A 20,840-nucleotide genomic window follows, 5' to 3' on the forward strand; every position below is an offset into this window, starting at 1 on the left:
AAGCCATGAGCGCCGCGCCCCTGATCCTCACCCCCTCCGCCGCCAAGCGGGTGGCCTTTATCGCCAGCAAGCAGGCGCGCCCGGCGATCCTGCGCCTCGCGGTCGAGGGCGGGGGGTGCTCGGGCTTCCAGTACAAGTTCGAACTGGCCGACGGCCCCGATGCCGAGGATTCTGTCTCCGAGACCGATGGCGTGAAGCTGGTGGTCGATCCCGTCAGCCTCGATCTGATCGCGGGGAGCACGGTCGATTTCGTCGAATCATTGGGCGGCGCGGCCTTCAAGGTCGAGAACCCGCAAGCCGCCGCCGGCTGCGGCTGCGGGGCGAGCTTCGGGATTTAGGTTAGACCCGGCGCGTCGTTTGCGGCACAAGCGCGCGCATGAAAATCGCCACCTTCAACATCAACGGCATCAAGGCGCGGGGCCCGCGCCTCATCGAATGGCTCGAGGAAACCCGCCCCGCGGTCGCCTGCCTGCAGGAGATCAAGACGCAGGACGAGGGCTTCCCCGCCGCGGACTTCGAAGCGATCGGCTACTCGGCGATCTGGCACGGGCAGAAGAGCTTCAACGGCGTCGCGATACTCGCAGACGCGCGGGCGGGCTATCACCTCACCGAAGTCCAGCGCGGCCTCGGCATCCCCGGGCCCAACGAGGGTGACGAGGAGCAGGCACGTTACCTTGAGGCGGACGTCAACGGCGTGCGGATCGCCTGCCTCTACCTCCCCAACGGCAACCCCCATCCGGGGCCGAAGTTCACCTACAAGCTCGCATGGATGGCGCGGCTGCGGGAGCGGATGGCGCAGATCTGGGCCGAGGAAGTGCCCGCGGTGGTGCTCGGCGATTTCAACGTCATCCCGCATGATGACGACGTGTGGTCGGTGAAGGCGATGCAGGACGACGCGCTGATGCAGCCCGAAAGCCGCGCGGCCTATGCGCGCCTCCTCGCCGATGGCTGGACCGACGCTATCCGCACCCACAACCCGCGCGGGGGCGTGTGGACCTATTGGGACTATCAGGCGGGCGCCTGGCAGCGCGATCACGGGTTCCGGATCGACCACATCCTGCTCTCGCCGGAATGTGCGGATCGGATGGAAGCCTGCGGCGTCGACAAGGCCTATCGCGGCCGCGAGAAGGCCAGCGACCACACGCCTGTTTGGGTCAGGCTGGGCGCCTAGACGCCAAGTCAGCTGGATCCCCGCCTGCGCGGGGATGACGAGCTTGGGAAGAAGGGACGCGAAGGCGAAGCCGAGCGCCCCCTCCATCACCTATAAAATATATGCGTGTCGATCTGCGCCAGCCGCGTCTTGTTGCGCGTCCAGCCGGGCTTCACGTAGCGGGCGTGGAAGAACACCGCGCCCTCGGCCTCGCTCTCCCACAGGCCCTTGTCGGCGATGTGGGCAACCGCGACCGCGCGTTCCCATGCGGCCGAGCCCTCGCGCACCGCCGGCATCCGGCGTCCGCGCATGAAGGAGAACTGGCCGGGCTGGGCGACGACGCCGCAATAGGAGCGCGGGAAGCGGCCGTCCTCGGTGCGGTTGATGATCACCTGCGCAACCGCGAGCTGGCCTGCGAGCTCCTCTCCGCGCGCCTCGAAATAGACCGCGCCGGCAAGGCAGCGCATCTCTTCGGACATCGGGGCAGAGGTGTCGATCATGCCGACCAGCTCGTGGAGCGATCCGGCTTCGGTTTCGACGGGGGTCGCAGCGGCGGGCGCGGGAAGCTGCTGCACCACCGGCTCGGCGACAAATTCGATCTGTTCGGGGACCAGCTCGGGCGCTGCAACCGGGGCGGGAGCGGTGAGCTGTTCATGCGCGGCCTGGGCCAGCGCTGCGGCATCGTGGCCGCTGGGGAACATCGTGGTTGCGAATGCGAGGCCCGCAATCGCAGCAATCGTGGCAGTCTTGCGACTCATGTAATCGACTAATTCGGCGGTGAGCGCGCCGAGGCGCAGGCGGGAACCTTGATCCGGACCGTTACCGATGCGGGGGTTCGAAGAAGCCTGCCGGCCGCTCCCCGTCTGCGTGCTGGCGGTGCGGCCGAATTGCCGCGGCGTGCCAGCCTGCGCTCAGGAAGTGGCGGGCCTCTGGCGACGGTTGACGCTTACGTCAAACCAAATCGGCCAATTGCGCGACGAACCGTTCCCGATCCGCGATATCCACCTCGATTAACCACATATCGCTGTCCTGCACGCGGCGGCGGGCCAGATATTCGGAAAATTCCTGAGGATTCTCAGGGTTTTCCCGCTTCGCAGCAATAAACTTTCGCGATCCGTCGAGCTGCGGCATTCTTTCGTACACCACGCCGTCTTTACCGCGACACAGGGTTACAACGAGGATTGTGCCCGCGTCATGCTCCCCCTTGGCGAGCACGGTGGCGAATCCCCCCTCGGTCTGGGCAAGGCGCATGATCGCCCCGGCTTCGAGATGCGCGGGGAGCCTGCCTTCCATCGCTAGAGCCCCGAGGGGCCGCCCGCGGCATAGCCCGGCAGGCTTGAGAGCGGGATGCGGCTCTTCATGAAGGTGCCGGTGCCGCGCCCGATCTCGTCGCCCTCTTCGTCGACCAGCCGCGCTTCGGCGACGAACACGCGGCGGCGGCCGCTGACCCAGTGGCCCTCGGCGGTGACCTGCCCGGCGCGCACGGGCTTGGAGAAGAACAGGTTGAAGCTGGTGGTCAGCAGGAAGCGGTCGGTCACCAGCGAATTGCAGGCGTAGAAGGCCGCATCGTCGAGCATCTTGAAATAGATCGTCCCGTGCGCCGCCCCGGCCGCGTGGTAATCTTCCGGGGTGACGGTGAAGGTCAGGCGCGAGCGGCCCTCGCCCGGGATGTGCAGCGTGCTCGCGAACTTGGCGTTGACCGGGGCCGAGGCATAGAGCCGCTCCAGCGCGCGGAAGTGCTGGTCGGCACCGCTCGCGGGCAGGGGTTCGTCACTGGCCGGCATCGGGCAAGGGTCGGATCAGGCTGCGTCGCGCAGGAACTGGTTGGTCAGCAGCGCATAGACCGCCTCGGTATCGGGCGCGTCGGCGAGCATCTGGAGCGTCGTCTCGTCGCGGGTCAGGCGCGAGATCGCGGCGAGGGCGTGGAGGTGCGTCGCCCCGGCATTCTCGGGCGAGACGAGGCCGCACACCAGCGTCACGGGCCGCGCATCGACCGCGCCGAAATCGATCGGCGCTTCGAGGCGGATCAGCGCCAGCGAGGGGCGGCGGATGTCCTTCGAGCGGCAATGCGGAATCGCCACCCCGCGCCCGAAGCCGGTGCTCCCCAGCGCCTCGCGCGCCTCGAGGTTCTCGAGCACCTCGCTCTCGTCGAGCCCGTAGGCCGCGCTCAGCAGCTGGGCCGTGCGGGCAAGGATCTTCGGCTTGGTATCGAGCCGGGCGAAAGCGATCGCCTGGGGGGAAAGAGCGAGGTTGACGTCCATGGTGCAATTGATCCCGAAACAACACGCCTTCACTGGCGAAGGTCCGGTCCGCCGGGCCCCCTCGCGGGGGCTTCACGGGCCGGGGCGGTGCCCCCTCCTGCGACCGCCTGGACCTTCGAAAGCGGGCCCTGCCGCCCCTTTTCCTTGGGAGCGCAGGGCGGGCTATGGCCCTATCTCGGCTCGACCCATCCAATCGAGCCATCGGCGCGCCTGTAGACCATATTATGCCGTCCGGTGCCAGCGTTTTTGAAAAACAGCGCGCCGGTGTTCCGGAGGTCGAGCATCATCACCGCGTCGGCGACGCTGGCGGTGGGGATGTCGACGCGGGTCTCGGCGATCACCAGCGGGGCATCGGCGACGACCTCTTCCTCCTCGTCTTCCTCGACCATGAAGATGGTGTAGGCGGCCTCTTCCTCGCCGCGGGCGTGATCGGCCTGTTCGTGGCGGTCGGTGAGGCGGCGCTTGTAGCGGCGGAGCTGCTTCTCGATCTTGCCCACCGCATCGTCGAAGGCGACGTGGACGTCATGCGCGGTCCCTTGCGCCTTGAGGATCAGGCCCTGCATCACATGGGTGACGATGTCGCAGGTGAAGGCGCCCGCGGGAGCCTTGCCGAAGGTCACCGAGCTCGAGATCGCGCGCTCGAAATACTTGTCGACGATCGCGCCGAGGCGGTCCGCGGCGTGCGTCTGCAGCGCGCTGCCGGTGTCCATCTGGTGGCCGGAAATCCGAATGTCCATGAAGCGTAGTCCTCTGTCCAAGAGTGAGGATCCCAGAATAGGGTAGACGCGTCAGGCTCTAATCGACCCAGATCGCGCCCTTGATCTCCGCGATGAATGCGCGGTGCCGTTCCAGCTCCTCCGGGCTGGCCATGTGGGGGCGGGGTTCGCGCCGGGGCCTGTCCGCGGACGGACGGTGCCAGGGCGCATTGGGGGTGAGTTCGGTGATGGCAGGGGTATCGGGCGCGCTGTCGGCGAGGCCGAGCCCGATCTGCCGCCCGCCGGTCAGCTCGACATAGACCTGAGCAAGCAGTTCCGCATCGAGCAGCGCGCCGTGCTTGACGCGGTGCGAGCGATCGATCCCGTAGCGGGTGCACAGCGCATCGAGGCTGAGCTTGGCGCCGGGGTGCTTTTTCCGCGCGATGGCGACGGTGTCGACCATCCGGTCGAGACTGATGGGGGTGCGGCCCGCCAGCTCCAGCTCGTTGTTGAGGAAGCCGAAGTCGAACCCGGCATTGTGCGCGACGAGGTTGGAGTCGCCGAGGAATTCGAGCAGCTCGTCGACGCTTTCCATGAAGCGCGGCTTGGTGGCGAGGAAGGCGGCGCTGAGGCCGTGAACCCGCTCGGCCTCGATCGGCATATCGCGATCGGGGTTGAAATAGGCGTGGAAGGTGCGCCCCGTCTCGACCCGGCCGACCATCTCGATGCAGCCGATTTCGACCATCCGGTCCCCGGTCTTGGGATCGAGCCCGGTGGTTTCGGTGTCGAAAATAATCTCGCGCATTTGGGGGACTATCTGCCCAGTTTCCGAGTCTTGCAAGCGGCCATTGTCGTCAAAGTGCAGCAATCAGCGCGGCGACCTGCGCGCGGGTTTCTTCGAGGCTGGTGCCGGTGTCGATGACATGATCGGCGCGCGCGCGTTTCTCGGTGTCGTGGAGTTGCAGCTTGAAAATGTGGTCGAATTTCTCGGGCGTCATCCCCGGGCGGGCAAGCACGCGGGCGCGCTGGATGTCTTCAGGAGCGGAGACGACCACCACCAGATCGACCGTAGAGTGCCCGCCGCGCTCGAACAGCAGCGGGATGTCGAAGACCACCGCGGGCTTGTCGCGGTGGGCTTCGAGGAAGGCGGCGCGTTTGGCGGCCACGGCCGGATGGACGATGGCTTCGAGGCGGGCGAGGGCAGCCTTGTCGGCGAAGACCTGATGGCCCAGCCGGTCGCGGTCGACGCCTTCGGGGCCGGTCGAACCGGGGAAGGCGGCCTCGATGGCGGGAATGAGTTCACCGCCGGGCCCCTGCATCGCGCGCACCTCGGCATCGGCGTCGAACACTGGGATGCCTGCCTCGGCGAACATGGCGGCGACGGTCGACTTGCCCATGCCGATGGAGCCGGTGAGGCCGATGATTTTTTGTTTTGTCATGCGGTGAGGAGGGCTCTCAGTTCGGCGTCGTATTGCCGGGGCGGGGCCTGCCCGAAGAATTTTTCGAAGGCGACCGCGGCCTGGCCGATCAGCATGGAGAGGCCGTCGATGGTGCGGTGGCCACTCGCGCGCGCGGTCTGGAGCAGCGGGGTGTCGAGCGGCGCGGTGACGATGTCGTAGGCGATGCTCCGCGGAGGCGCGTGGCTCCAGTCGAAGGGCAGGGGGGGCTGGCCCTGCATCCCGAGGCTGGAGGCGTTGACGATGAGGTCGAGACACCCCTCGCGGTCGTCGAAGGCGAAGTCGGTGGGGTCGGAGAAATGGGCGAGGTCGATGGCATGATGCTCGCCCCCCGGCGCAAGCTCGTCGAGCAAGGCCCGCGCCTTGCCCGGATCGCGGCCCGCGACGACCAGCGTGAAGTTGTGACCCGCGAGCGCACTGATGATCGCCCGCGCCGCGCCGCCGGTGCCGATGATCCGGGCCATGCGGAAGTAGTGGGTCTGGGCGAGGTCTTTGGCGAGCGGTTCGAGGAAGCCCGCCGCGTCGGTATTGGTCCCCGCCAGCGCGCCGTCGCCCAAGGGCAGGATCGTATTCACTGCCCCGATGGCGTCGGCGGGGGATTTGATCCCATCAAGCAAGGGCATCACCGCCTGCTTGTGCGGCATGGTGACATTGCATCCGCGCCAGAGCGGGTCTTCGCGGCGCTCGGCAAGGTAGGCAGGCAGGGCGTCGGGGGTGACATGGCAGGCGCGGTAGTCGGCCTCGACCCCCAGCTTTCCGAGCCAGAACTTGTGGATTTTCGGCGACTTGGACTGCGATATGGGGTCGCCGATCACTTCCGCGTAAGGCTGTGTCATGCGATCAGCACCCCTTCCTCCCGCAGCGCGCCGAGCAGCGGCAGCAGCGGCATCCCGAGCACGGTGAACTGGTCGCCCTCGATGCTCTCGAAGAGCTGCACGCCGGGGCCTTCGATCCGGAACGCGCCGACGGTGTGGCCGATCGCGGGCCATTCGAGGTCGAGATAGTGGGCGATGAAATCCTCCGACAGGTCGCGCACATGGAGCCGCGCGAGGCTCGCGTGGCTCCATTCGCAGCCGCCATCCCTGACCAGCGCGGCGGCGGAGTGGAGCTCCATCACGCTGCCCGAGAAGAAGCGCAGGTGTTCCCCCGCCTCCTCGCGCGAGCGGGGCTTGTCGAAGCGGCGGCCCTTGCACACCACCAGCGAGTCGCTCCCCAGCACCAGCGCTTGCGGATGCAATGCCGCCACCGCCGCGGCCTTGGCGACCGCGAGCGCCTCGGCCACCTCGGCGGGCGCGGCGCCGTCCAACCCGGCCTCGACTGCGCGCTCGTCGATATCGGCGGGGATGCTGTCGTAAGCGACACCCGCCGCATCGAGCATCGCCTGGCGCGAGGCTGACTTGCTGGCGAGAATCAGGCGCGGGGGCGCAGCGGTCATATCGGCTTCCCCGTCCCGCCCTCGCTCGCCGGCTTGCGGTCGCGCTCCTGCACCAGCCGGATGATCGCCGCCGCGGTCTCCTCGATCGAGCGGCGGGTGACGTCGATCACCGGCCAGCCATTGTCGGCGAACATCCGGCGGGCGAATTGCAGCTCGGCCTTCACCCGGTCGTTATCGACATAGGCCGTCTCGGTCGCCTCGTTCAGCGAGAGCAGCCGGTTGCGGCGGATCTGGATCAGGCGCTCCGGCGAAGTCGTCAGCCCCACCACCAGCGGGTGCCGCAGGCGGTAAAGCGTCTGCGGTGGCGGGCTCTCGACCACCAGCGGGATGTTCGCGACCTTGTAGCCGCGATTGGCGAGGTAGATGCCGGTCGGCGTCTTCGAGGAACGCGACACGCCCACCAGCACGATATCGGCCTGCTCCCACTCCTCGTGCCCGATCCCGTCGTCGTGCGCGATGGTGTACTGGATCGCCTCGACCCGCTTGAAATAGCTCTCGTCCATCATGTGCTGGCGGCCCGGACGCCCGTGCGCCTCCTGCCCGAGCTGCGCTTCGAGTGCGGCGGTTACCCCGTCGAGCACCGGCACGGCGGGGAGGCCGAGGTGGCGGCAATGTTCCTCGAGGCGCTTCCTCGTCTCGGGGTTCACCAGCGTGTAGAGCACGAGGCCCGGATGCGCGGCGAGATCGGGGACGATCCGGTCCATGTGCTGGAGCGAGCGCACCATCGGCCAGAAATGGCGGTTCACCGCCGGATTGTCGAACTGGGCGAGGGCCGCCTTGGCGATCATTTCCAGCGTCTCGCCGGTCGAATCCGATACAAGATGAAGATTGAGTCGGTTCATGCCGCAAGCGCCCTGTGGACAGATCGCCGCATAAACCACGGGAGGCGCGGGCGGACAAGCTGGGGAGGGATTTTCCTCCCCGCTCCAAGCCTTTTCCTCGGGGCATTTGCGCACACGGGACAAGTTTTGTCGACAGGCTGTGAAGACTGAGGATAAAGCTGGCTTGACGTCCAATCCGTGCGGATTCGGTGGGGGCTGGGGCAAGGGGGTTTATCGGGGGCAACCGGGCAGAGACCGGTAATTCCCGCTTTCCACAGGGCCAACAGACTCCATCCATCCTTTTTAAAATTGAATTGATTTGCTCTAAGGAACCCTATGCCCGGTCCGCTTCTCGATACGCTCAAAGGTGTCCGCCAGGACGTCGCCCCCGTGTGGCTCATGCGTCAGGCGGGGCGTTATCTGCCGGAATACAGGGAGTTGCGGGCCGAGAAGGGCGGCTTCCTCGAGCTGGTCTATGACAGCGAGGCCGCGGCGGAGATCACCGTCCAGCCGATCCGGCGCTTCGGCTTCGATGGCGCGATCCTGTTCTCCGACATCCTGATCGTGCCGCACGCGATGGGGCAGGGGCTGACCTTTGCCGCCGGTGAAGGCCCGCACCTTGCGCCGACGCTGCTCGAGGTGGAGCTCGACTCGTTCACCCCCGCCTTCGAGCGGTTCGAGCCGGTTTACGAGACCGTGCGCCTGACCCGCGCCATGATCGGCCCCGAAGTGACCATGCTCGGCTTTGCGGGGAGTCCCTGGACGGTCGCGACCTACATGATTGCGGGCGAGGGCTCCAAGGATCACCACGTGGCTCGGTTGCTGGCTTACCGCGATCCTGTGCGGATGCAGGCGATCATCGACGCGATCGTCGATGTGTCGGTGACTTACCTGCGCGGCCAGATTGATGCGGGGGCGGAGGCTGTGCAGCTGTTCGATAGCTGGGCGGGCAGCCTTGCCCCCGACCAGTTCGAGAAGTGGGTGATCGCCCCCAACGCCGCGATCACTGCCAAGCTCAAGCAATCGCACCCCGATACCCCGGTGATCGGCTTCCCCAAGGGCGCGGGGGCGAAGCTGCCCGCCTATGCGCGAGAGACCGGGGTGGACGCGGTCGGCCTCGACGAGACGCTCGATCCGGTCTGGGCGCACCAGAGCCTGCCCGAAGGCATGCCGGTGCAGGGCAATTTCGACCCGCTGCTCTTGGAAGCGGGCGGCCCGGCGCTGGCGGCGCGGGTGAAGACCGTCATCGCCGCCTTCGAGGATCGCCCCCACGTCTTCAACCTCGGCCACGGGATCGGGCAGTTCACGCCGATTTCGCACGTCGAGGAATTGCTTGCAGCTTTGAGAGGCTGACCGAATGCAGGAAGCGCTTTCCTCGATCTACCTGTTCCTCAAGTCCGGGCACGTGATCTTCATGGTGTTCTGGATGGCGGGGCTGTTCATGCTGCCGCGCCAGTGCATTTACATGCTCGACCACGAACCCGGTTCGGCAGGCGAGGCCATGTGGGCGGAGCGGATGGGCAAGCTGCGCGCGATCATCCTCACGCCCTCGATGCTGATCGTCTGGGTGCTCGGCCTGTCGATGGCCTATGGCGGCGGCTGGTTCACCTCGGGCTGGCTCCACGCCAAGCTGACGCTGGTGGTGGCGATGACCGGCTATCACGGCTGGCTGGTCGGCCAGACAAAGAAGATGGCGCGCGGCGAGCGGCCGCTTTCCGAAAAGACCCTGCGCATGATCGGCGAGGTCCCGGGCGTGCTGCTGATCCTTATCGTGCTGCTGGTCTACCTCAAGCCCTTCTGAGCCGCGCAATCGCCGATTGACCTCGGCGGTGCACGCTCCTATTTCCAATCCACCTATCCGGTACCGGAGCGCGAACCCGCTCCCGCAAGGTCTGCTTTCTCCAAGCCCAGCCCCGTCTACCAAAGGGGCACCGCCTGCCAAGGGCGGCACTGACCCACCGGCCACTTCAAGACTTTCGGAACACCACAAAAATGCATTTGAAAGACCTCAAGCGAAAGACCCCGGCCGAACTGGTCGCGATGGCGGAAGAGCTGGGCGTCGAGGGCGCCTCGACCATGCGCCGGCAGGACCTGCTGTTCTCAATCCTGCGCGAACTCGCCGAGGACGAGGAATACGAAGAGAAGATCATGGGGATCGGCACCATCGAGGTGCTGCAGGACGGCTTCGGCTTCCTGCGCAGTCCCGAGGCGAACTACCTCGCCGGGCCGGACGACATCTACGTCTCCCCCAACCAGGTCCGCCGCTGGGGCCTGCGCACCGGCGACACGGTCGAGGGCGAGATCCGCGCACCCCGCGATGGCGAGCGCTATTTCGCGCTGACCAGCCTCGCCAAGGTCAATTTCGACGATCCCGACGCGGTCCGCCTGCGCACCAATTTCGACAACCTGACGCCGCTCTATCCCGACCAGAAGCTCAGCCTCGACAGCCTCGATCCGACGGTCAAGGACAAGAGCGCGCGGGTGATCGACATCATCGCGCCCCAGGGCAAGGGCCAGCGCGCGCTGATCGTCGCCCCGCCGCGCACGGGTAAGACCGTGCTGCTCCAGAACATTGCCAAGGCGATCACCGACAACCACCCCGAAGTGTTCCTGATCGTGTTGCTGGTCGACGAACGCCCCGAGGAAGTCACCGACATGCAGCGCTCGGTGAAGGGCGAGGTCATCTCCTCGACCTTCGACGAGCCCGCCGGCCGCCACGTGCAGGTCGCCGAAATGGTGATCGAGAAGGCCAAGCGCCTGGTCGAGCACAAGCATGACGTCGTCATCCTGCTCGATTCGATCACCCGCCTGGGCCGCGCCTACAACACCGTCGTTCCGTCCTCGGGCAAGGTGCTGACCGGCGGTGTCGATGCCAACGCTCTCCAGCGCCCCAAGCGCTTCTTCGGCGCCGCGCGCAATATCGAGGAAGGCGGCAGCCTTTCGATCATCGCCACCGCGCTGATCGACACCGGCAGCCGCATGGACGAGGTCATCTTCGAAGAGTTCAAGGGCACCGGCAACTCGGAAATCGTGCTCGACCGCAAGGTCTCCGACAAGCGCATCTTCCCCGCGCTGGATGTCGGCAAGTCCGGCACCCGCAAGGAAGAGCTGCTGGTCGCCAAGGACAATCTCAGCAAGATGTGGGTGCTGCGCCGCATCCTGATGCAGATGGGGACCGTAGACGCGATGGAATTCCTGCTCGACAAGATGAAGGATTCCAAGACCAACGAAGATTTCTTCGCTACGATGAATCAATAGGTTATCTGCCAGATGGGCCATGGGGTCGGCCCGGAAGAACAGGTCTGAAGGACGGGAAGACGTGCTCAGTCAGTATCTCTACATCAGCACCGCGCCGACCCTGCCGCGCGAGGAGGTGGACGCCATCCTCGCCGCGAGCGCGCGCAACAATCCGGTGCGCGGGATCACCGGCCTCTTGCTGTTCAACGGCCGCAACTTCCTGCAATTGCTCGAAGGCGAGGAGAACGAGGTGGCTGCGCTGATGGAGACCATCACCGCCGATCCGCGCCATGCGGGCGTCTCGGTGCTCGACCGCCGCACCATCGATCAGCGCGCCTGCCCCGACTGGGCGATGAACCGCGTGATGATCGCCGAAAGCATCGAGAGCCGCCGCGAGATGCTCGAGCGCGATCTGCCCCGCGGCCTCGACCCCGAGGTGCGCAAGATGATCGTCAACTTTGCGGTGCTGAACTAGGGCGAAACCCTTAAGCCCCGGCAACCTGCTGGCAGACTGCCGTGTGGCAGGTTCTCCCCCGGACCACAGGGGAAGCACCATGCGCCGCATCATCTATCGCAGCACCGCCGCTCCCGGGCTCGACCGGGCGGAGATGTTCCGGCTGGTCTATCATGCGCGCGTCGCCAACGAGGCCAAGGGGCTGTCGGGCGTGCTGCTCCAGGCGGAGGAGCACCTGCTCCAGATCCTCGAGGGGCCGACCTGGAAGCTGTTCGCCACCTTCGAGACGATCCGCCGCGACATCCGCCACACAGGCGTCGAGGTGCTGTTCGAACGCTCGATCCCGGACGCGACCTTCCCGCACTGGCCGATGCGCTATTTCGACGATCACCACATCGGCAAGGCGCTCGCACTGATGCACGAGGAGGCGGGCGAGCGGATGTGCCCGGCGATCGAGGATGCGGTCCGCGCGTTCTTCGTCGAAGGGTTCGCCGCGCACGAAACGCTCAAGCCTTCGCCGCCTCAAGCTGCGCGGCCATCATTTCCCAGACCTTGTTGATCGCCTTCAAGGGCCGCACCATCACCTTGAAATCGCTAATCTTTCCCTCCGCATTGAAGCGGATGATGTCGACCCCGTTGACGGTGATGCCATCCATCACGGTGACGAATTCGAGCATCATCTCGTCGCCATCGACCAGTTCGCGGACATAGTGGAAGCTGTCGTTCCCCAGCGTGTGACTGGCGGCGACGAGATAGGCCATGACGATCGGCTTGCCGACCTGCGGGGTGTGCACCACCGGCGAGTGGAACACCGCGTCCTCGGCGAGCAGATCGGAGAGCAGCGCGGGGTCACCGTCGTGCTCCATATAGGCGTGCCATTTCGCCAGGCCTGCGTGTGCGTGTCCCATCATTCCCTCCTTTACTTCGCCCCCGGCCACCCGAGCAGATCGTCGCCGCTGGGCGAGTTCTCCAGCCTGAGCGGCGGGCTCGGCTTCTTGCGCTTGGTTTCGCCGACTGTGTCGTAGGCCTGATCGCCCGGCCCCTTGTTCAGCCGCAGGGTGCGGGTGACGAGATCGCCGGTCAACAGGTTCCAGCTCGCCTCCTTGCCATCATGGGCATAGGTGCGGCTGTAGAGCGTCGCGTCCAATCCGATCAGCCGCATCGCCTCCAGCCTGGCGTCCCAGCGGAAGCGGTGGGTGCTGGACACGGCGGTGGTGCCGCCGGTGAGGTCTTCCAGCACCAGCACCTTGCCTTTCGCGCTGTCTGTCTCAGACAGGCGCGCATCGGCGAGCGGGTAGGGGTCGAGCGCCAGCACCTGTGGTGGGTTCTCGCCAATCTCGACTTCGGTGATGAAGGTCGTCGCCACCCGCAGCTCGCGCTTGTCGTCACCGCGCACGATATATGCGACGTCCGCGTGGCCATCGCCGTTGAAATCGGCGTGGAGTTCGACCTCGAGCTCTTCGCCGGCATCGAACATCGGCTGCGGGCCGACCTGCGCGGCGGCGGGCGCGGCGATCAGGGCGAGGGCGAGGAACGGAGAGGCCTTCACCCCAGATGTTCCGCAAAGAACGCCGCCGTACGCCCGTCGGCAAGGTTCGCGGCTTCCTCGTGGCGGCGCTTGCCATGCTCCGTCGCAAAACCGTGGTCGAGGCCCTCGTAATCGTGCAGCGTCACCTTGGGGTGATCGTCGAGCCCCGCGTGCATCGCGGCCTGTGTTTCACGTGGAACAAAGCCGTCCTTGGTCGGGATGTGGAGCATCAGCGGGTGAGCGATCGCGTGCTTCTCGCCGAGCAGCCCGTCGATGCCGACGCCGTAGTAGCCGACGCTCGCGTCGATATCGGTGCGCGCCGCGGTCATGAACGCGAGCCGCCCGCCGAGGCAGTAGCCCACGCAGCCCACCTTGGCGACGCCGAGGGTGCGGCGGATGTGTTGGATGGTCGCCTCGATATCGCGGATGCCGGCGTCCTGGTCGAACTCCCCGAACAGGCCGAGCGCGCGCTGGAATTCGGGCTCGACATCGGGGTCGAGCTCGATGCCCGGCTCGATCCGCCAGAACAGATCGGGTGCGACCGCGAGGTAGCCTTCGGCCGCCAGCTTGTCGCACTTCTGGCGGATGCCGGGGTTCACCCCGAAGATCTCCTGGATGACGATGATCGCACCGCGGGCCTCGCCCGAGGGCTTGGCGACATAGGCGCCGAAGCTGGCATCAGCAGCGAGGGTGGGGATGGTTTCGTTGAGGCTCATGGGGGGTCTCTCCTTTGCCTCATGGTCTATCCCTTGCCTTGCGCGCGTGCCAAGCGCAAATGAGAGGGGGAGACAGGAGGAGGAGGCCGGCCCCATGAAGATCACCATCGAAATCGACTGCACCCCCGAAGAGGCGCGCAGCTTCATGGGCCTGCCCGATGTGAGCGCGGCCAACAACGTCTATGTCGAGAACCTGACCGCGGCGATGCGGGGGGTCTCGGACCCGGGCCAGCTCCAGCAATATGCGAGCGCGCTGGCGCCGATGGGGCAGGTGGGGCTGAAGCTGTTCCAGAATTTTGTGGAAGGCGGGATGAAGATGGCCGCGGGCGGGGCCGGGGGCTCGGCGAAGAAGAAGTCTTCCGACTAACCTCGTGACCGCGGCGGATACGATCTTCGCGCTGTCGAGCGGCGCGCCGCCCGCGGGCGTGGGGGTGATCCGCGTCTCCGGCCCGGCGGCGCGTTCGGCGTTGGAGGCGTTGGCGGGCAGGGTCCCGGAAGCGCGCCGCGCGTCGCTGGCGCGACTGCGCGGCGCGGATGGGGCTTTGCTCGATGAGGCGCTGGTGCTGTGGTTTCCGGGGCCGCGCACGGCGACGGGCGAGGACCTCGCCGAGTTCCACTGTCACGGCGGTCGCGCGGTGGTTGCGGCGCTTGAGGGGGCGCTCGATTCGCTTCGCGGGCTGCGTCGCGCCGAGCCAGGGGAGTTCACCCGCCGCGCCTTCGCCAATGGCCGGATTGATCTGGCCGAGGCCGAGGGGCTCGCCGATCTACTCTCGGCCGAAACCGAATTGCAGCGCGCTGCCGCCTTGGCGAACGCGGGCGGGGCGCTGTCGCGGCAGGTCGAGGGGTGGCGCGAGCGGGTGCTGGTGTTGTCCGCCGAAGTCGAGGGCGTGCTCGACTTCTCGGACGAGGAGGACAGCGCCGACCTCCCCGAATGTTTCACGTGGAACATTGGCGCGCTCGCGGATGAGCTGGCCGAATGGCTCGCCCGTCCGCGCTCCGAGCGGCTGGGGGAAGGGTTCCGGGTGGTGCTCGCCGGGCCGCCGAATGCGGGCAAGTCGACCCTGTTCAACGCGCTGGTCGAGAGCGAGGCCGCGATCACCTCGCCGATCGCCGGGACGACGCGCGATGTGATCGAGCGCTCCGTGGCGATTGGCGGGGTGCCGTTTACCTTCGTCGATACCGCGGGATTGCGAGAAGATTCCTCGGACGCCATCGAGGCCATCGGCATCGAGCGGGCGCTGGGCGCGCTGGCGCGCGCCGACGCGGTTTTGTGGCTGGGACCTGAGGGCGAGGGGCCGGACGGGGCCTGGGAGATCGCCGCCCAGGCCGACCGCGAAGGCTTCGGCACGAAGCCGAGCGCTCGCTTCACCCTCTCCGCCGTGACGGGCGAGGGGGTCGCCGCATTGAAGGCCGCGCTGGTGGAAGCGGCGCGCGGCGCTCTGCCCAAGCCGGGTGAGGCGGCGCTGAACGCCCGCCAGCACACCCGCCTCGCGGAGGCTGAGGAGGCGTTGCGCGCCGCGAAGAGCCTCTCCGACCCCCTGTTGGTCGCCGAGGAACTGCGTCGCGCGCGCCTCGCCTTCGACCGGCTGATCGGGCGCGCGACGACCGAAGATATGCTCGACACGCTATTCGGGCGGTTCTGCATCGGGAAGTAATGTTTCACGTGAAACATTGAACTGCGGGTCGCTCCGATGTTTCACGTGAAACATTCCGACTCGCACGAACCGCACGCGAATCATCTTTGACGAGTCGCCCCTCAGACCCTATCTGCCCGCGCATGCATTCCTTCGACGTCCTCGTCATTGGCGGCGGTCACGCCGGCGTGGAGGCTGCCTGCGCGGCGGCGCGCATGGGCGCGCGCACGGGGCTGGTGTCGTTTGACCTTAACGCCATCGGCGCGATGAGCTGCAACCCGGCCATCGGGGGCCTCGGCAAGGGGCATCTGGTGCGCGAGGTCGATGCGCTCGACGGCGTGCTCGGGCGCGCCGCGGATGCGGGGGCGATCCATTACCGGATGCTCAACCGCTCCAAGGGCAGTGCCGTTTGGGGCCCGCGCGTGCAGGCCGACCGGGTGCGCTTCAAGGCGGCGGTGCAGGCGGCGGTGCGCGCGCAACCCAATCTGACGCTGGTGCAGGGCGAGGCCGCCGCGCTGGTGCTCGAGGGCGGACGCGTCGCGGGGCTGGAGCTCGCCGACGGCACAATGTTTCACGTCAAACATTTGGTGCTGTGCACAGGCACCTTCCTCGGCGGGATACTGTTCCGGGGCGAGGAGCGCTTCGAGGGCGGCCGGATTGGCGAAAACGCTGCGCACCGCCTCGCGCAGCAGCTGCGCGGGGCGGCGCTCCCGATGGCGCGGCTCAAGACCGGCACCCCGCCGCGCCTCGATGGCCGCACCATCGACTGGGCGATGCTCGAGGAGCAGCCTTCCGATGGCGAGGCGTGGACCATGTCCCCGCTCACCCCGCGCCGGATCAACCCCCAGGTGTTCTGCGCCATCACCCGCACCACGCAGGCGGGGCACGATGCGATCCGTGCCAACCTCCACCGCTCGCCGTTGTTCTCGGGCGCGATTGCGGCGGCGGGGCCGCGCTATTGCCCTTCGATCGAGGACAAGATCCATCGCTTCGGCGACCGCGAGGGGCATCAGGTGTTTCTCGAGCCCGAGGGGCTGGACAGCCATCTGGTCTATCCCAACGGGATCAGCACCTCGCTCCCGGTGGATGTGCAGGAGGAGGTCGTCCGCACCATGCCGGGCTGTTCCCGCGCGCAGATCGTGCAGCCGGGCTATGCGGTCGAGTACGACCACATCGACCCGCGCGCGCTGACGTCGGACTTGCAGGTGAGGGCGATCCCCGGGCTCTATTGCGCGGGGCAGATCAACGGGACAACCGGCTACGAGGAGGCTGCAGCGCAGGGGCTGGTCGCGGGGCTCGAGGCGGCTGCGGCCGCGCTGGGCAAGGCTGCGCCCCGGCTCGACCGGGCCAATTCCTACATCGCGGTGATGGTCGACGACCTTACCTTGCAGGGTGTGTCCGAGCCCTACCGCATGCTCACCGCCCGCGCCGAATATCGCCTGCGTCTGCGCGTCAATAATGCGGCGACGCGCCTGACGGGGCTGGGCATCGCGGCCGGGTGCATCGGGGAGGAGCGCCGTGCATGGTGGGAGCGGCGCGAGGAGATTCGAAAAATGTTTCACGTGAAACATTCCGAGCGCATCCACGCCCGCGATCTCGCCGACGCGGGCCTGCCCGTCCGCCGCGATCATGGCGAGAAGACCATCGCAGAGTGGCTCCGCTATGACGGTGTCACCCCCGAGGCGCTCGCCCCGTGGCTGGGCGAGGTGACGGCGCTCGACCCGCTGCTCGCCGAGGAGATGGCGGAGGATGCGGCCTATGCGCCCTATCTCGCGCGGCAGGACGCCGAGCTGCGCGATCTGCGGGCGAGTGAGGCGCTGCCGCTGCCTGCGGACTTTCCTTATGCCGAGGTGCCGGGGCTCTCCAACGAAATGGTCGAGCGCTTGACTAAGGCCGCGCCCGGTACGCTGGCGGCGGCGGGGCGGGTGCCGGGGGTGACGCCGGCGGCGCTTTCGGCGCTGCTGGTTCATGCGCGGCGCAAGGCAGCGGCATGATCGTCACCGAAGAGGAAGCCCGCGCCTATGTCGCCGGGCTGACCGACGGTGCGGGGATGGCGCGTCTGGAGCAATTCGCCGCGCTGGTGCTGGAGGAGAATAGCCGCCAGAACCTGATCGCCAAGGCGACCGAGCCGCACATCTGGCAGCGCCATATCGCCGACTCCGCACAGCTCATCCAAAATGTTTCACGTGAAACATTCGGAGCCAACGCAGGCGGCCCTTGGCTCGATCTCGGCAGCGGGCCCGGTTTCCCGGGCCTCGTCATCGCCGCGCTCCACCCCAATATGCCCGTGGTGCTGGTCGAATCCCGCGCACGCCGTGTGGAGTTTCTCGAGCACGTTATCGCCGCGCTCCAGCTCCCCAAATGCCGTGTCGAGGGCCAGCGGCTTGAGCGTGTCACCCCCTTCGCAGCCCGCGCCATTTCGGCACGCGCCTTCGCGCCGCTCCCCAAACTTCTCGAACTATCCGCACCCTTCTCCACAAGGGGCACGGCTTACGTGTTGCCCAAGGGGCGCTCGGCGGCGCAGGAATTGGAGTCACTGAAGCCTTCGATTCGGGCAATGTTTCACGTGAAACATTCCTTGACCGATCCCGAGGCGGGGATCATCGTGAAGGGGTGAGGCGCATTTCCGCGCGGATCGGCGCGAACAGGACAGGATTCTTCCATGCTCACGATCGCGATTGCCAACCAGAAGGGCGGAGTGGGCAAGACCACCACCGCGATCAACATCGCCACGGCCATGGCGGCGACGGGATGGCGCACGCTGCTGATCGACCTCGATCCGCAGGGCAATGCCTCGACCGGGCTGGGCGTGCATTCCTCCGCGCGCGAGGTTTCGAGCTATGATCTGCTGGTCGACGAGGTGTCGCTCGACAGCGCGATCGTCCGCTCGGCGATCCCCAAGCTCGATATCGTCCCGGCAACGGTCGACCTCTCGGGGGCGGAGGTGGAGCTGGTCTCGGTCGAGGGGCGCACCCACCGGCTCGACAAGGCGCTGAAGGGGCACACGGGGCACGACATCTGCTTCATCGACTGCCCGCCGTCGCTAGGGCTGCTGACGCTGAATGCGCTGTGCGCCGCCGATACGCTGCTGGTGCCGCTGCAGTGCGAGTTCTTCGCGCTCGAGGGCCTGTCGCAGCTGCTCCAGACCGTCGACCAGGTCCAGCAGCGCTTCAATCCGCAGCTCGGCATCATCGGCGTCGCGCTCACCATGTATGACCGGCGCAACCGGCTGACCGACCAGGTCTCGGACGATGTGCGCGATTGCCTCGGCAAGCTGGTGTTCGAGACGGTGATCCCGCGCAATGTGCGCCTGTCCGAGGCGCCGAGCCACGGGCTCCCCGCGCTGATCTATGACCAGCACTGCACCGGCAGCCGCGCCTATATGGCCCTCGCGCGCGAGCTGATCGGGCGATTTCCCGCAGAAAGACAGGCGGCATGACTGACGAAGTGAACCAAACGGCTGATATTACGGCAATTTCGCGCGCGGGAACGGACAAGCCGCGTCGCCTCGGCAAGGGGCTGGGCGCGCTGCTGGGCGAGACCCGGCGCGAGGAGCCGCTGGTGCGCCGCGAGGAGATTGCGATCGCCTCAGCCGAGGCCCCGCAGTCCGGCGCCTCGCCGCTGCGCATGGTGCCGCTCGCGCAGATCAAGCCGCTCCCCGGCAACCCGCGCAAATATTTCGACGAGGCCGCGCTCGAGGAGCTGGCCGCCTCGATCGCCACCCGCGGCGTGATCCAGCCGATCATCGTCCGCCCCCATCCCGAGGGCGACGGCTACCAGCTGGTAGCGGGCGAGCGTCGCTGGCGCGCCGCGCAGAAGGCGCGGCTGCACGAGATCCCGGCGCTGGTGCGCCCCCTGTCGGACCGCGAGGTCATGGCGCTCGCGCTGATCGAGAACTTGCAGCGCGAGGACCTCAATCCGGTCGAGGAAGCGCGCGCCTATCACCGCCTCGCCGAGGACGAGGGGATGATCCAGGTCGACATCGCCAAGATGGTCGAGAAGTCGCGCAGCCATGTCGCCAACATGATGCGGCTGGTGACGCTGCCCGACGACGTGCTCGACCTGATCCAGCAGGGCAAGCTGACCATGGGCCACGCCCGTGCGCTGATCGGCCGCGACGATGCGCGGGAACTCGCCGCGATCGCGGTGGCCGAGGGGCTTTCGGTGCGCGATGTCGAGACGCTTACCCGTAAGCCCGCGAGCAAGCCCGCGGCCCCGGCCGAGCCTGCCTATGTGCCCGCCGAGAACGCCGATATCGTCGCGGTGCAGCAGCATCTCGAGGAGTTTCTCGGCCTGACGGTCAAGATCAAGCCCGAGGCCGACCCACGCAAGGGCACGATCACGATCCGCTACACGACGCTCGACCAGCTCGATTTGCTGTGCCAGCGGCTCACGGGCGGGGAATTTTAGGAAAAGGCGCCGAGCGCGCATGAAAAAGCCCCGCAAGGTCGCCTGATCTTGCGGGGCTTTTTGCTTTGACCCCCGAGGGGGGTATCTCGAAAAATCAGCGCTGGCGGGTGACCTTGCCGCGCTGGCGGATCAGCTTGCCCGAGGGCGCGCGCTCGGGGATCACGCGGGTCGCGCCGGGGACGGTGTAGGCCTCCTCGCGCACGGTCTCGCGCACGACGACCTGCTGCTGCACCTCGGTGCGCACCGGCACCAGGACCACCTGCGGCGGCGGAGCGTAGGTGTAGCCGTAGGAATAGGCCTGCGGGTAGCCGTAACCGTATGCGTAGCCCGGCTGGGCGATCACGCGGCTCGCGCCCGGCGCGCCATAGGCCGACAGGTAGCTGTCGAGCGCGGCTTCGCAGTCGTAGAGGTTCTTCTTCTTGTCGCCGTCGAACAGGCTGCCAAGGAGGCCGCCGATCAGCCCGCCGCCGCCCACGCCGAGCACCGTGCCGAGCACGCGGTCACCCGCGCCGGCGATCTCGTAACCGGCAATCCCCCCGCCGATCGCACCGAGGAGGCCGCCGATGATGAGGCCGGTGTTGTCGCGGTTCTGCCCGCGGGTGCGGCGGCGGCATTCGTCGATCCACTGCTGGCGCTCGAACACGGCGGGCGCCGCGCCGTAGCCATAACTGTAGCCCGCAGGGGCGTAGCCCTGACCGGGGAAGTATTGCGGCGCATAGCCCTGATGCGGCGGGCCCGGGGGCACGACGCCGGGGGCGTTGATGTAGCGGGTGCGGGTGATGGTCTCGACCCCGTTCTCGATCGTCACCGTCTCGGTCGGGCGGATCGCCGTGACCGGGGCGGGGGCCGGGACCGGCGCGCTGCGCATGTCGGCGGGCAGCGCGCGCAGCTCGTTCTGGCCCATCGGGGCGAGCGGCGGGAGGTCGCCATAGGCCTGCGCCTGCGCGGCGGCGGGCACGGCCAGCAGCGCGAGGGCGGCAAGCGGAAGGGTGGCGTAGGTCTTGGGCATGGGCGAATCCCCCTGAGTCAGCAGGTTAGCTGA

The 20,840-nt window shown here is 67.3% G+C and carries 27 protein-coding genes; 13 read left to right on the forward strand and 14 right to left on the reverse strand.

Features of this window, described 5'->3' with window-relative positions; translation table 11 throughout:
- Nucleotides 1-5: 5 nt before the first annotated feature.
- Entirely contained in the window at nt 6-338 is a 333-nt protein-coding gene (locus tag PFX90_RS10445; RefSeq protein WP_285712379.1) for a HesB/IscA family protein, read from the forward strand.
- 38 nt (nt 339-376) lie between these two features.
- Nucleotides 377-1,171, forward strand: a complete 795-nt coding sequence (gene xth / locus PFX90_RS10450) for an exodeoxyribonuclease III (RefSeq protein WP_285712380.1) — start codon at nt 377-379, stop codon at nt 1,169-1,171.
- A gap of 86 nt (nt 1,172-1,257) precedes the next feature.
- Here the strand turns inward: xth and PFX90_RS10455 are convergent, their stop codons facing one another.
- The 10 genes from PFX90_RS10455 to PFX90_RS10500 all read right to left on the reverse strand — a co-directional run bounded on the left by PFX90_RS10455 (nt 1,258) and on the right by PFX90_RS10500 (nt 7,840).
- On the reverse strand, nt 1,258-1,908 hold the full coding sequence (locus tag PFX90_RS10455) for a cell wall hydrolase (RefSeq protein WP_285712381.1): 651 nt from the start codon (nt 1,906-1,908) through the stop codon (nt 1,258-1,260).
- A gap of 193 nt (nt 1,909-2,101) precedes the next feature.
- Entirely contained in the window at nt 2,102-2,443 is a 342-nt protein-coding gene (locus tag PFX90_RS10460; RefSeq protein WP_285712382.1) for a DUF1491 family protein, read from the reverse strand.
- A 2-nt stretch (nt 2,444-2,445) separates the two neighbouring features.
- Nucleotides 2,446-2,934 carry a PaaI family thioesterase gene (locus PFX90_RS10465; RefSeq protein WP_285712383.1) on the reverse strand — a complete coding sequence of 163 codons (489 nt, stop codon included), beginning with the start codon at nt 2,932-2,934 and terminating at the stop codon, nt 2,446-2,448.
- A 15-nt stretch (nt 2,935-2,949) separates the two neighbouring features.
- Nucleotides 2,950-3,411: a PTS sugar transporter subunit IIA gene (locus PFX90_RS10470; protein WP_285712384.1), complete on the reverse strand. Its 462-nt coding sequence runs from the start codon at nt 3,409-3,411 to the stop codon at nt 2,950-2,952.
- Nucleotides 3,412-3,581: 170 nt separating this feature from the next.
- Nucleotides 3,582-4,148 carry a ribosome hibernation-promoting factor, HPF/YfiA family gene (gene hpf, locus PFX90_RS10475; RefSeq protein WP_285712385.1) on the reverse strand — a complete coding sequence of 189 codons (567 nt, stop codon included), beginning with the start codon at nt 4,146-4,148 and terminating at the stop codon, nt 3,582-3,584.
- Nucleotides 4,149-4,206: 58 nt separating this feature from the next.
- On the reverse strand, nt 4,207-4,911 hold the full coding sequence (gene dnaQ, locus PFX90_RS10480) for a DNA polymerase III subunit epsilon (protein ID WP_285712387.1): 705 nt from the start codon (nt 4,909-4,911) through the stop codon (nt 4,207-4,209).
- Nucleotides 4,912-4,960: 49 nt separating this feature from the next.
- The gene (coaE, locus tag PFX90_RS10485; RefSeq protein WP_285712388.1) at nt 4,961-5,545 is read right to left on the reverse strand and encodes a dephospho-CoA kinase; all 585 of its coding nucleotides are present in this window, start codon (nt 5,543-5,545) and stop codon (nt 4,961-4,963) included.
- Nucleotides 5,542-6,399 carry a shikimate dehydrogenase gene (gene aroE, locus PFX90_RS10490; RefSeq protein ID WP_285712389.1) on the reverse strand — a complete coding sequence of 286 codons (858 nt, stop codon included), beginning with the start codon at nt 6,397-6,399 and terminating at the stop codon, nt 5,542-5,544. The genes coaE and aroE overlap by 4 nt, the downstream gene beginning before the upstream one ends.
- Nucleotides 6,396-6,998: a Maf family nucleotide pyrophosphatase gene (locus PFX90_RS10495; RefSeq protein ID WP_285712390.1), complete on the reverse strand. Its 603-nt coding sequence runs from the start codon at nt 6,996-6,998 to the stop codon at nt 6,396-6,398. Before PFX90_RS10495 ends, aroE begins: the two co-directional genes overlap by 4 nt.
- Nucleotides 6,995-7,840 (reverse strand): pyruvate, water dikinase regulatory protein, encoded by an 846-nt coding sequence (locus PFX90_RS10500; RefSeq protein ID WP_285712391.1) that lies wholly within the window; start codon nt 7,838-7,840, stop codon nt 6,995-6,997. The genes PFX90_RS10495 and PFX90_RS10500 overlap by 4 nt, the downstream gene beginning before the upstream one ends.
- 315 nt (nt 7,841-8,155) lie before the next feature.
- Here PFX90_RS10500 and hemE point away from each other — a divergent pair, with 315 nt between their 5' ends.
- The 5 genes from hemE (at nt 8,156) to PFX90_RS10525 (ending at nt 12,069) form a co-directional block, all read left to right on the forward strand.
- A complete protein-coding gene (hemE, locus tag PFX90_RS10505; RefSeq protein WP_285712393.1) occupies nt 8,156-9,172 on the forward strand; it encodes a uroporphyrinogen decarboxylase in 1,017 nt (338 codons plus the stop codon).
- Between the two features lie 4 nt (nt 9,173-9,176).
- Nucleotides 9,177-9,620 carry a CopD family protein gene (locus PFX90_RS10510; RefSeq protein ID WP_285712394.1) on the forward strand — a complete coding sequence of 148 codons (444 nt, stop codon included), beginning with the start codon at nt 9,177-9,179 and terminating at the stop codon, nt 9,618-9,620.
- A gap of 191 nt (nt 9,621-9,811) precedes the next feature.
- On the forward strand, nt 9,812-11,077 hold the full coding sequence (rho, locus tag PFX90_RS10515; RefSeq protein ID WP_073974497.1) for a transcription termination factor Rho: 1,266 nt from the start codon (nt 9,812-9,814) through the stop codon (nt 11,075-11,077).
- A 61-nt stretch (nt 11,078-11,138) separates the two neighbouring features.
- Complete coding sequence (locus PFX90_RS10520) at nt 11,139-11,531, forward strand: BLUF domain-containing protein (protein WP_285712395.1); 393 nt, start codon at nt 11,139-11,141, stop codon at nt 11,529-11,531.
- Nucleotides 11,532-11,610: 79 nt separating this feature from the next.
- The gene (locus PFX90_RS10525) at nt 11,611-12,069 is read left to right on the forward strand and encodes a BLUF domain-containing protein (RefSeq protein ID WP_285712396.1); all 459 of its coding nucleotides are present in this window, start codon (nt 11,611-11,613) and stop codon (nt 12,067-12,069) included.
- Here PFX90_RS10525 and PFX90_RS10530 read toward each other — a convergent pair.
- From PFX90_RS10530 to PFX90_RS10540, 3 genes are read right to left on the reverse strand one after another with little or no spacing between them, the layout of a single operon-like run.
- On the reverse strand, nt 12,017-12,421 hold the full coding sequence (locus PFX90_RS10530; RefSeq protein ID WP_285712397.1) for a nuclear transport factor 2 family protein: 405 nt from the start codon (nt 12,419-12,421) through the stop codon (nt 12,017-12,019). The genes PFX90_RS10525 and PFX90_RS10530 overlap by 53 nt on opposite strands.
- Nucleotides 12,422-12,429: 8 nt before the next feature.
- Nucleotides 12,430-13,059: a hypothetical protein gene (locus PFX90_RS10535; RefSeq protein WP_285712398.1), complete on the reverse strand. Its 630-nt coding sequence runs from the start codon at nt 13,057-13,059 to the stop codon at nt 12,430-12,432.
- Nucleotides 13,056-13,754 carry a dienelactone hydrolase family protein gene (locus tag PFX90_RS10540; RefSeq protein ID WP_285712399.1) on the reverse strand — a complete coding sequence of 233 codons (699 nt, stop codon included), beginning with the start codon at nt 13,752-13,754 and terminating at the stop codon, nt 13,056-13,058. The genes PFX90_RS10535 and PFX90_RS10540 overlap by 4 nt, the downstream gene beginning before the upstream one ends.
- A 94-nt stretch (nt 13,755-13,848) precedes the next feature.
- Between PFX90_RS10540 and PFX90_RS10545 the strand changes: the two genes are divergently transcribed.
- From PFX90_RS10545 to PFX90_RS10570, 6 genes are all read left to right on the forward strand, one after another.
- Nucleotides 13,849-14,121 carry a DUF6489 family protein gene (locus tag PFX90_RS10545; protein WP_285712400.1) on the forward strand — a complete coding sequence of 91 codons (273 nt, stop codon included), beginning with the start codon at nt 13,849-13,851 and terminating at the stop codon, nt 14,119-14,121.
- A gap of 4 nt (nt 14,122-14,125) precedes the next feature.
- Entirely contained in the window at nt 14,126-15,409 is a 1,284-nt protein-coding gene (mnmE, locus tag PFX90_RS10550) for a tRNA uridine-5-carboxymethylaminomethyl(34) synthesis GTPase MnmE (RefSeq protein WP_285712402.1), read from the forward strand.
- Between the two features lie 122 nt (nt 15,410-15,531).
- A complete protein-coding gene (mnmG, locus tag PFX90_RS10555) occupies nt 15,532-17,382 on the forward strand; it encodes a tRNA uridine-5-carboxymethylaminomethyl(34) synthesis enzyme MnmG (RefSeq protein ID WP_285712403.1) in 1,851 nt (616 codons plus the stop codon).
- A complete protein-coding gene (gene rsmG, locus PFX90_RS10560) occupies nt 17,379-18,005 on the forward strand; it encodes a 16S rRNA (guanine(527)-N(7))-methyltransferase RsmG (RefSeq protein WP_285712404.1) in 627 nt (208 codons plus the stop codon). Before mnmG ends, rsmG begins: the two co-directional genes overlap by 4 nt.
- Before the next feature lie 45 nt (nt 18,006-18,050).
- Entirely contained in the window at nt 18,051-18,827 is a 777-nt protein-coding gene (locus PFX90_RS10565; RefSeq protein ID WP_285712405.1) for a ParA family protein, read from the forward strand.
- Nucleotides 18,824-19,798 carry a ParB/RepB/Spo0J family partition protein gene (locus PFX90_RS10570; RefSeq protein WP_285712406.1) on the forward strand — a complete coding sequence of 325 codons (975 nt, stop codon included), beginning with the start codon at nt 18,824-18,826 and terminating at the stop codon, nt 19,796-19,798. Before PFX90_RS10565 ends, PFX90_RS10570 begins: the two co-directional genes overlap by 4 nt.
- A 94-nt stretch (nt 19,799-19,892) precedes the next feature.
- On the opposite strand, the gene PFX90_RS10575 is transcribed toward PFX90_RS10570, so the two are convergent.
- A complete protein-coding gene (locus PFX90_RS10575; protein ID WP_285712407.1) occupies nt 19,893-20,807 on the reverse strand; it encodes a hypothetical protein in 915 nt (304 codons plus the stop codon).
- Nucleotides 20,808-20,840: the final 33 nt, after the last annotated feature.

Source organism: Erythrobacter oryzae (assembly GCF_030271515.1).
GTDB classification, from domain to species: domain Bacteria; phylum Pseudomonadota; class Alphaproteobacteria; order Sphingomonadales; family Sphingomonadaceae; genus Erythrobacter; species Erythrobacter oryzae.

Bases quoted from the DNA above. Each gene is read 5' to 3' on its own strand.
- PFX90_RS10445 (WP_285712379.1), top strand. From the start codon at position 6: ATGAGCGCCGCGCCCCTGATCCTCACCCCCTCCGCCGCCAAGCGGGTG.
- xth (WP_285712380.1), top strand. From the start codon at position 377: ATGAAAATCGCCACCTTCAACATCAACGGCATCAAGGCGCGGGGCCCG.
- PFX90_RS10455 (WP_285712381.1), bottom strand. From the start codon at position 1,908: ATGAGTCGCAAGACTGCCACGATTGCTGCGATTGCGGGCCTCGCATTC.
- PFX90_RS10460 (WP_285712382.1), bottom strand. From the start codon at position 2,443: ATGGAAGGCAGGCTCCCCGCGCATCTCGAAGCCGGGGCGATCATGCGC.
- PFX90_RS10465 (WP_285712383.1), bottom strand. From the start codon at position 2,934: ATGCCGGCCAGTGACGAACCCCTGCCCGCGAGCGGTGCCGACCAGCAC.
- PFX90_RS10470 (WP_285712384.1), bottom strand. From the start codon at position 3,411: ATGGACGTCAACCTCGCTCTTTCCCCCCAGGCGATCGCTTTCGCCCGG.
- hpf (WP_285712385.1), bottom strand. From the start codon at position 4,148: ATGGACATTCGGATTTCCGGCCACCAGATGGACACCGGCAGCGCGCTG.
- dnaQ (WP_285712387.1), bottom strand. From the start codon at position 4,911: ATGCGCGAGATTATTTTCGACACCGAAACCACCGGGCTCGATCCCAAG.
- coaE (WP_285712388.1), bottom strand. From the start codon at position 5,545: ATGACAAAACAAAAAATCATCGGCCTCACCGGCTCCATCGGCATGGGC.
- aroE (WP_285712389.1), bottom strand. From the start codon at position 6,399: ATGACACAGCCTTACGCGGAAGTGATCGGCGACCCCATATCGCAGTCC.
- PFX90_RS10495 (WP_285712390.1), bottom strand. From the start codon at position 6,998: ATGACCGCTGCGCCCCCGCGCCTGATTCTCGCCAGCAAGTCAGCCTCG.
- PFX90_RS10500 (WP_285712391.1), bottom strand. From the start codon at position 7,840: ATGAACCGACTCAATCTTCATCTTGTATCGGATTCGACCGGCGAGACG.
- hemE (WP_285712393.1), top strand. From the start codon at position 8,156: ATGCCCGGTCCGCTTCTCGATACGCTCAAAGGTGTCCGCCAGGACGTC.
- PFX90_RS10510 (WP_285712394.1), top strand. From the start codon at position 9,177: ATGCAGGAAGCGCTTTCCTCGATCTACCTGTTCCTCAAGTCCGGGCAC.
- rho (WP_073974497.1), top strand. From the start codon at position 9,812: ATGCATTTGAAAGACCTCAAGCGAAAGACCCCGGCCGAACTGGTCGCG.
- PFX90_RS10525 (WP_285712396.1), top strand. From the start codon at position 11,611: ATGCGCCGCATCATCTATCGCAGCACCGCCGCTCCCGGGCTCGACCGG.
- PFX90_RS10530 (WP_285712397.1), bottom strand. From the start codon at position 12,421: ATGATGGGACACGCACACGCAGGCCTGGCGAAATGGCACGCCTATATG.
- PFX90_RS10540 (WP_285712399.1), bottom strand. From the start codon at position 13,754: ATGAGCCTCAACGAAACCATCCCCACCCTCGCTGCTGATGCCAGCTTC.
- PFX90_RS10545 (WP_285712400.1), top strand. From the start codon at position 13,849: ATGAAGATCACCATCGAAATCGACTGCACCCCCGAAGAGGCGCGCAGC.
- mnmG (WP_285712403.1), top strand. From the start codon at position 15,532: ATGCATTCCTTCGACGTCCTCGTCATTGGCGGCGGTCACGCCGGCGTG.
- rsmG (WP_285712404.1), top strand. From the start codon at position 17,379: ATGATCGTCACCGAAGAGGAAGCCCGCGCCTATGTCGCCGGGCTGACC.
- PFX90_RS10565 (WP_285712405.1), top strand. From the start codon at position 18,051: ATGCTCACGATCGCGATTGCCAACCAGAAGGGCGGAGTGGGCAAGACC.
- PFX90_RS10570 (WP_285712406.1), top strand. From the start codon at position 18,824: ATGACTGACGAAGTGAACCAAACGGCTGATATTACGGCAATTTCGCGC.
- PFX90_RS10575 (WP_285712407.1), bottom strand. From the start codon at position 20,807: ATGCCCAAGACCTACGCCACCCTTCCGCTTGCCGCCCTCGCGCTGCTG.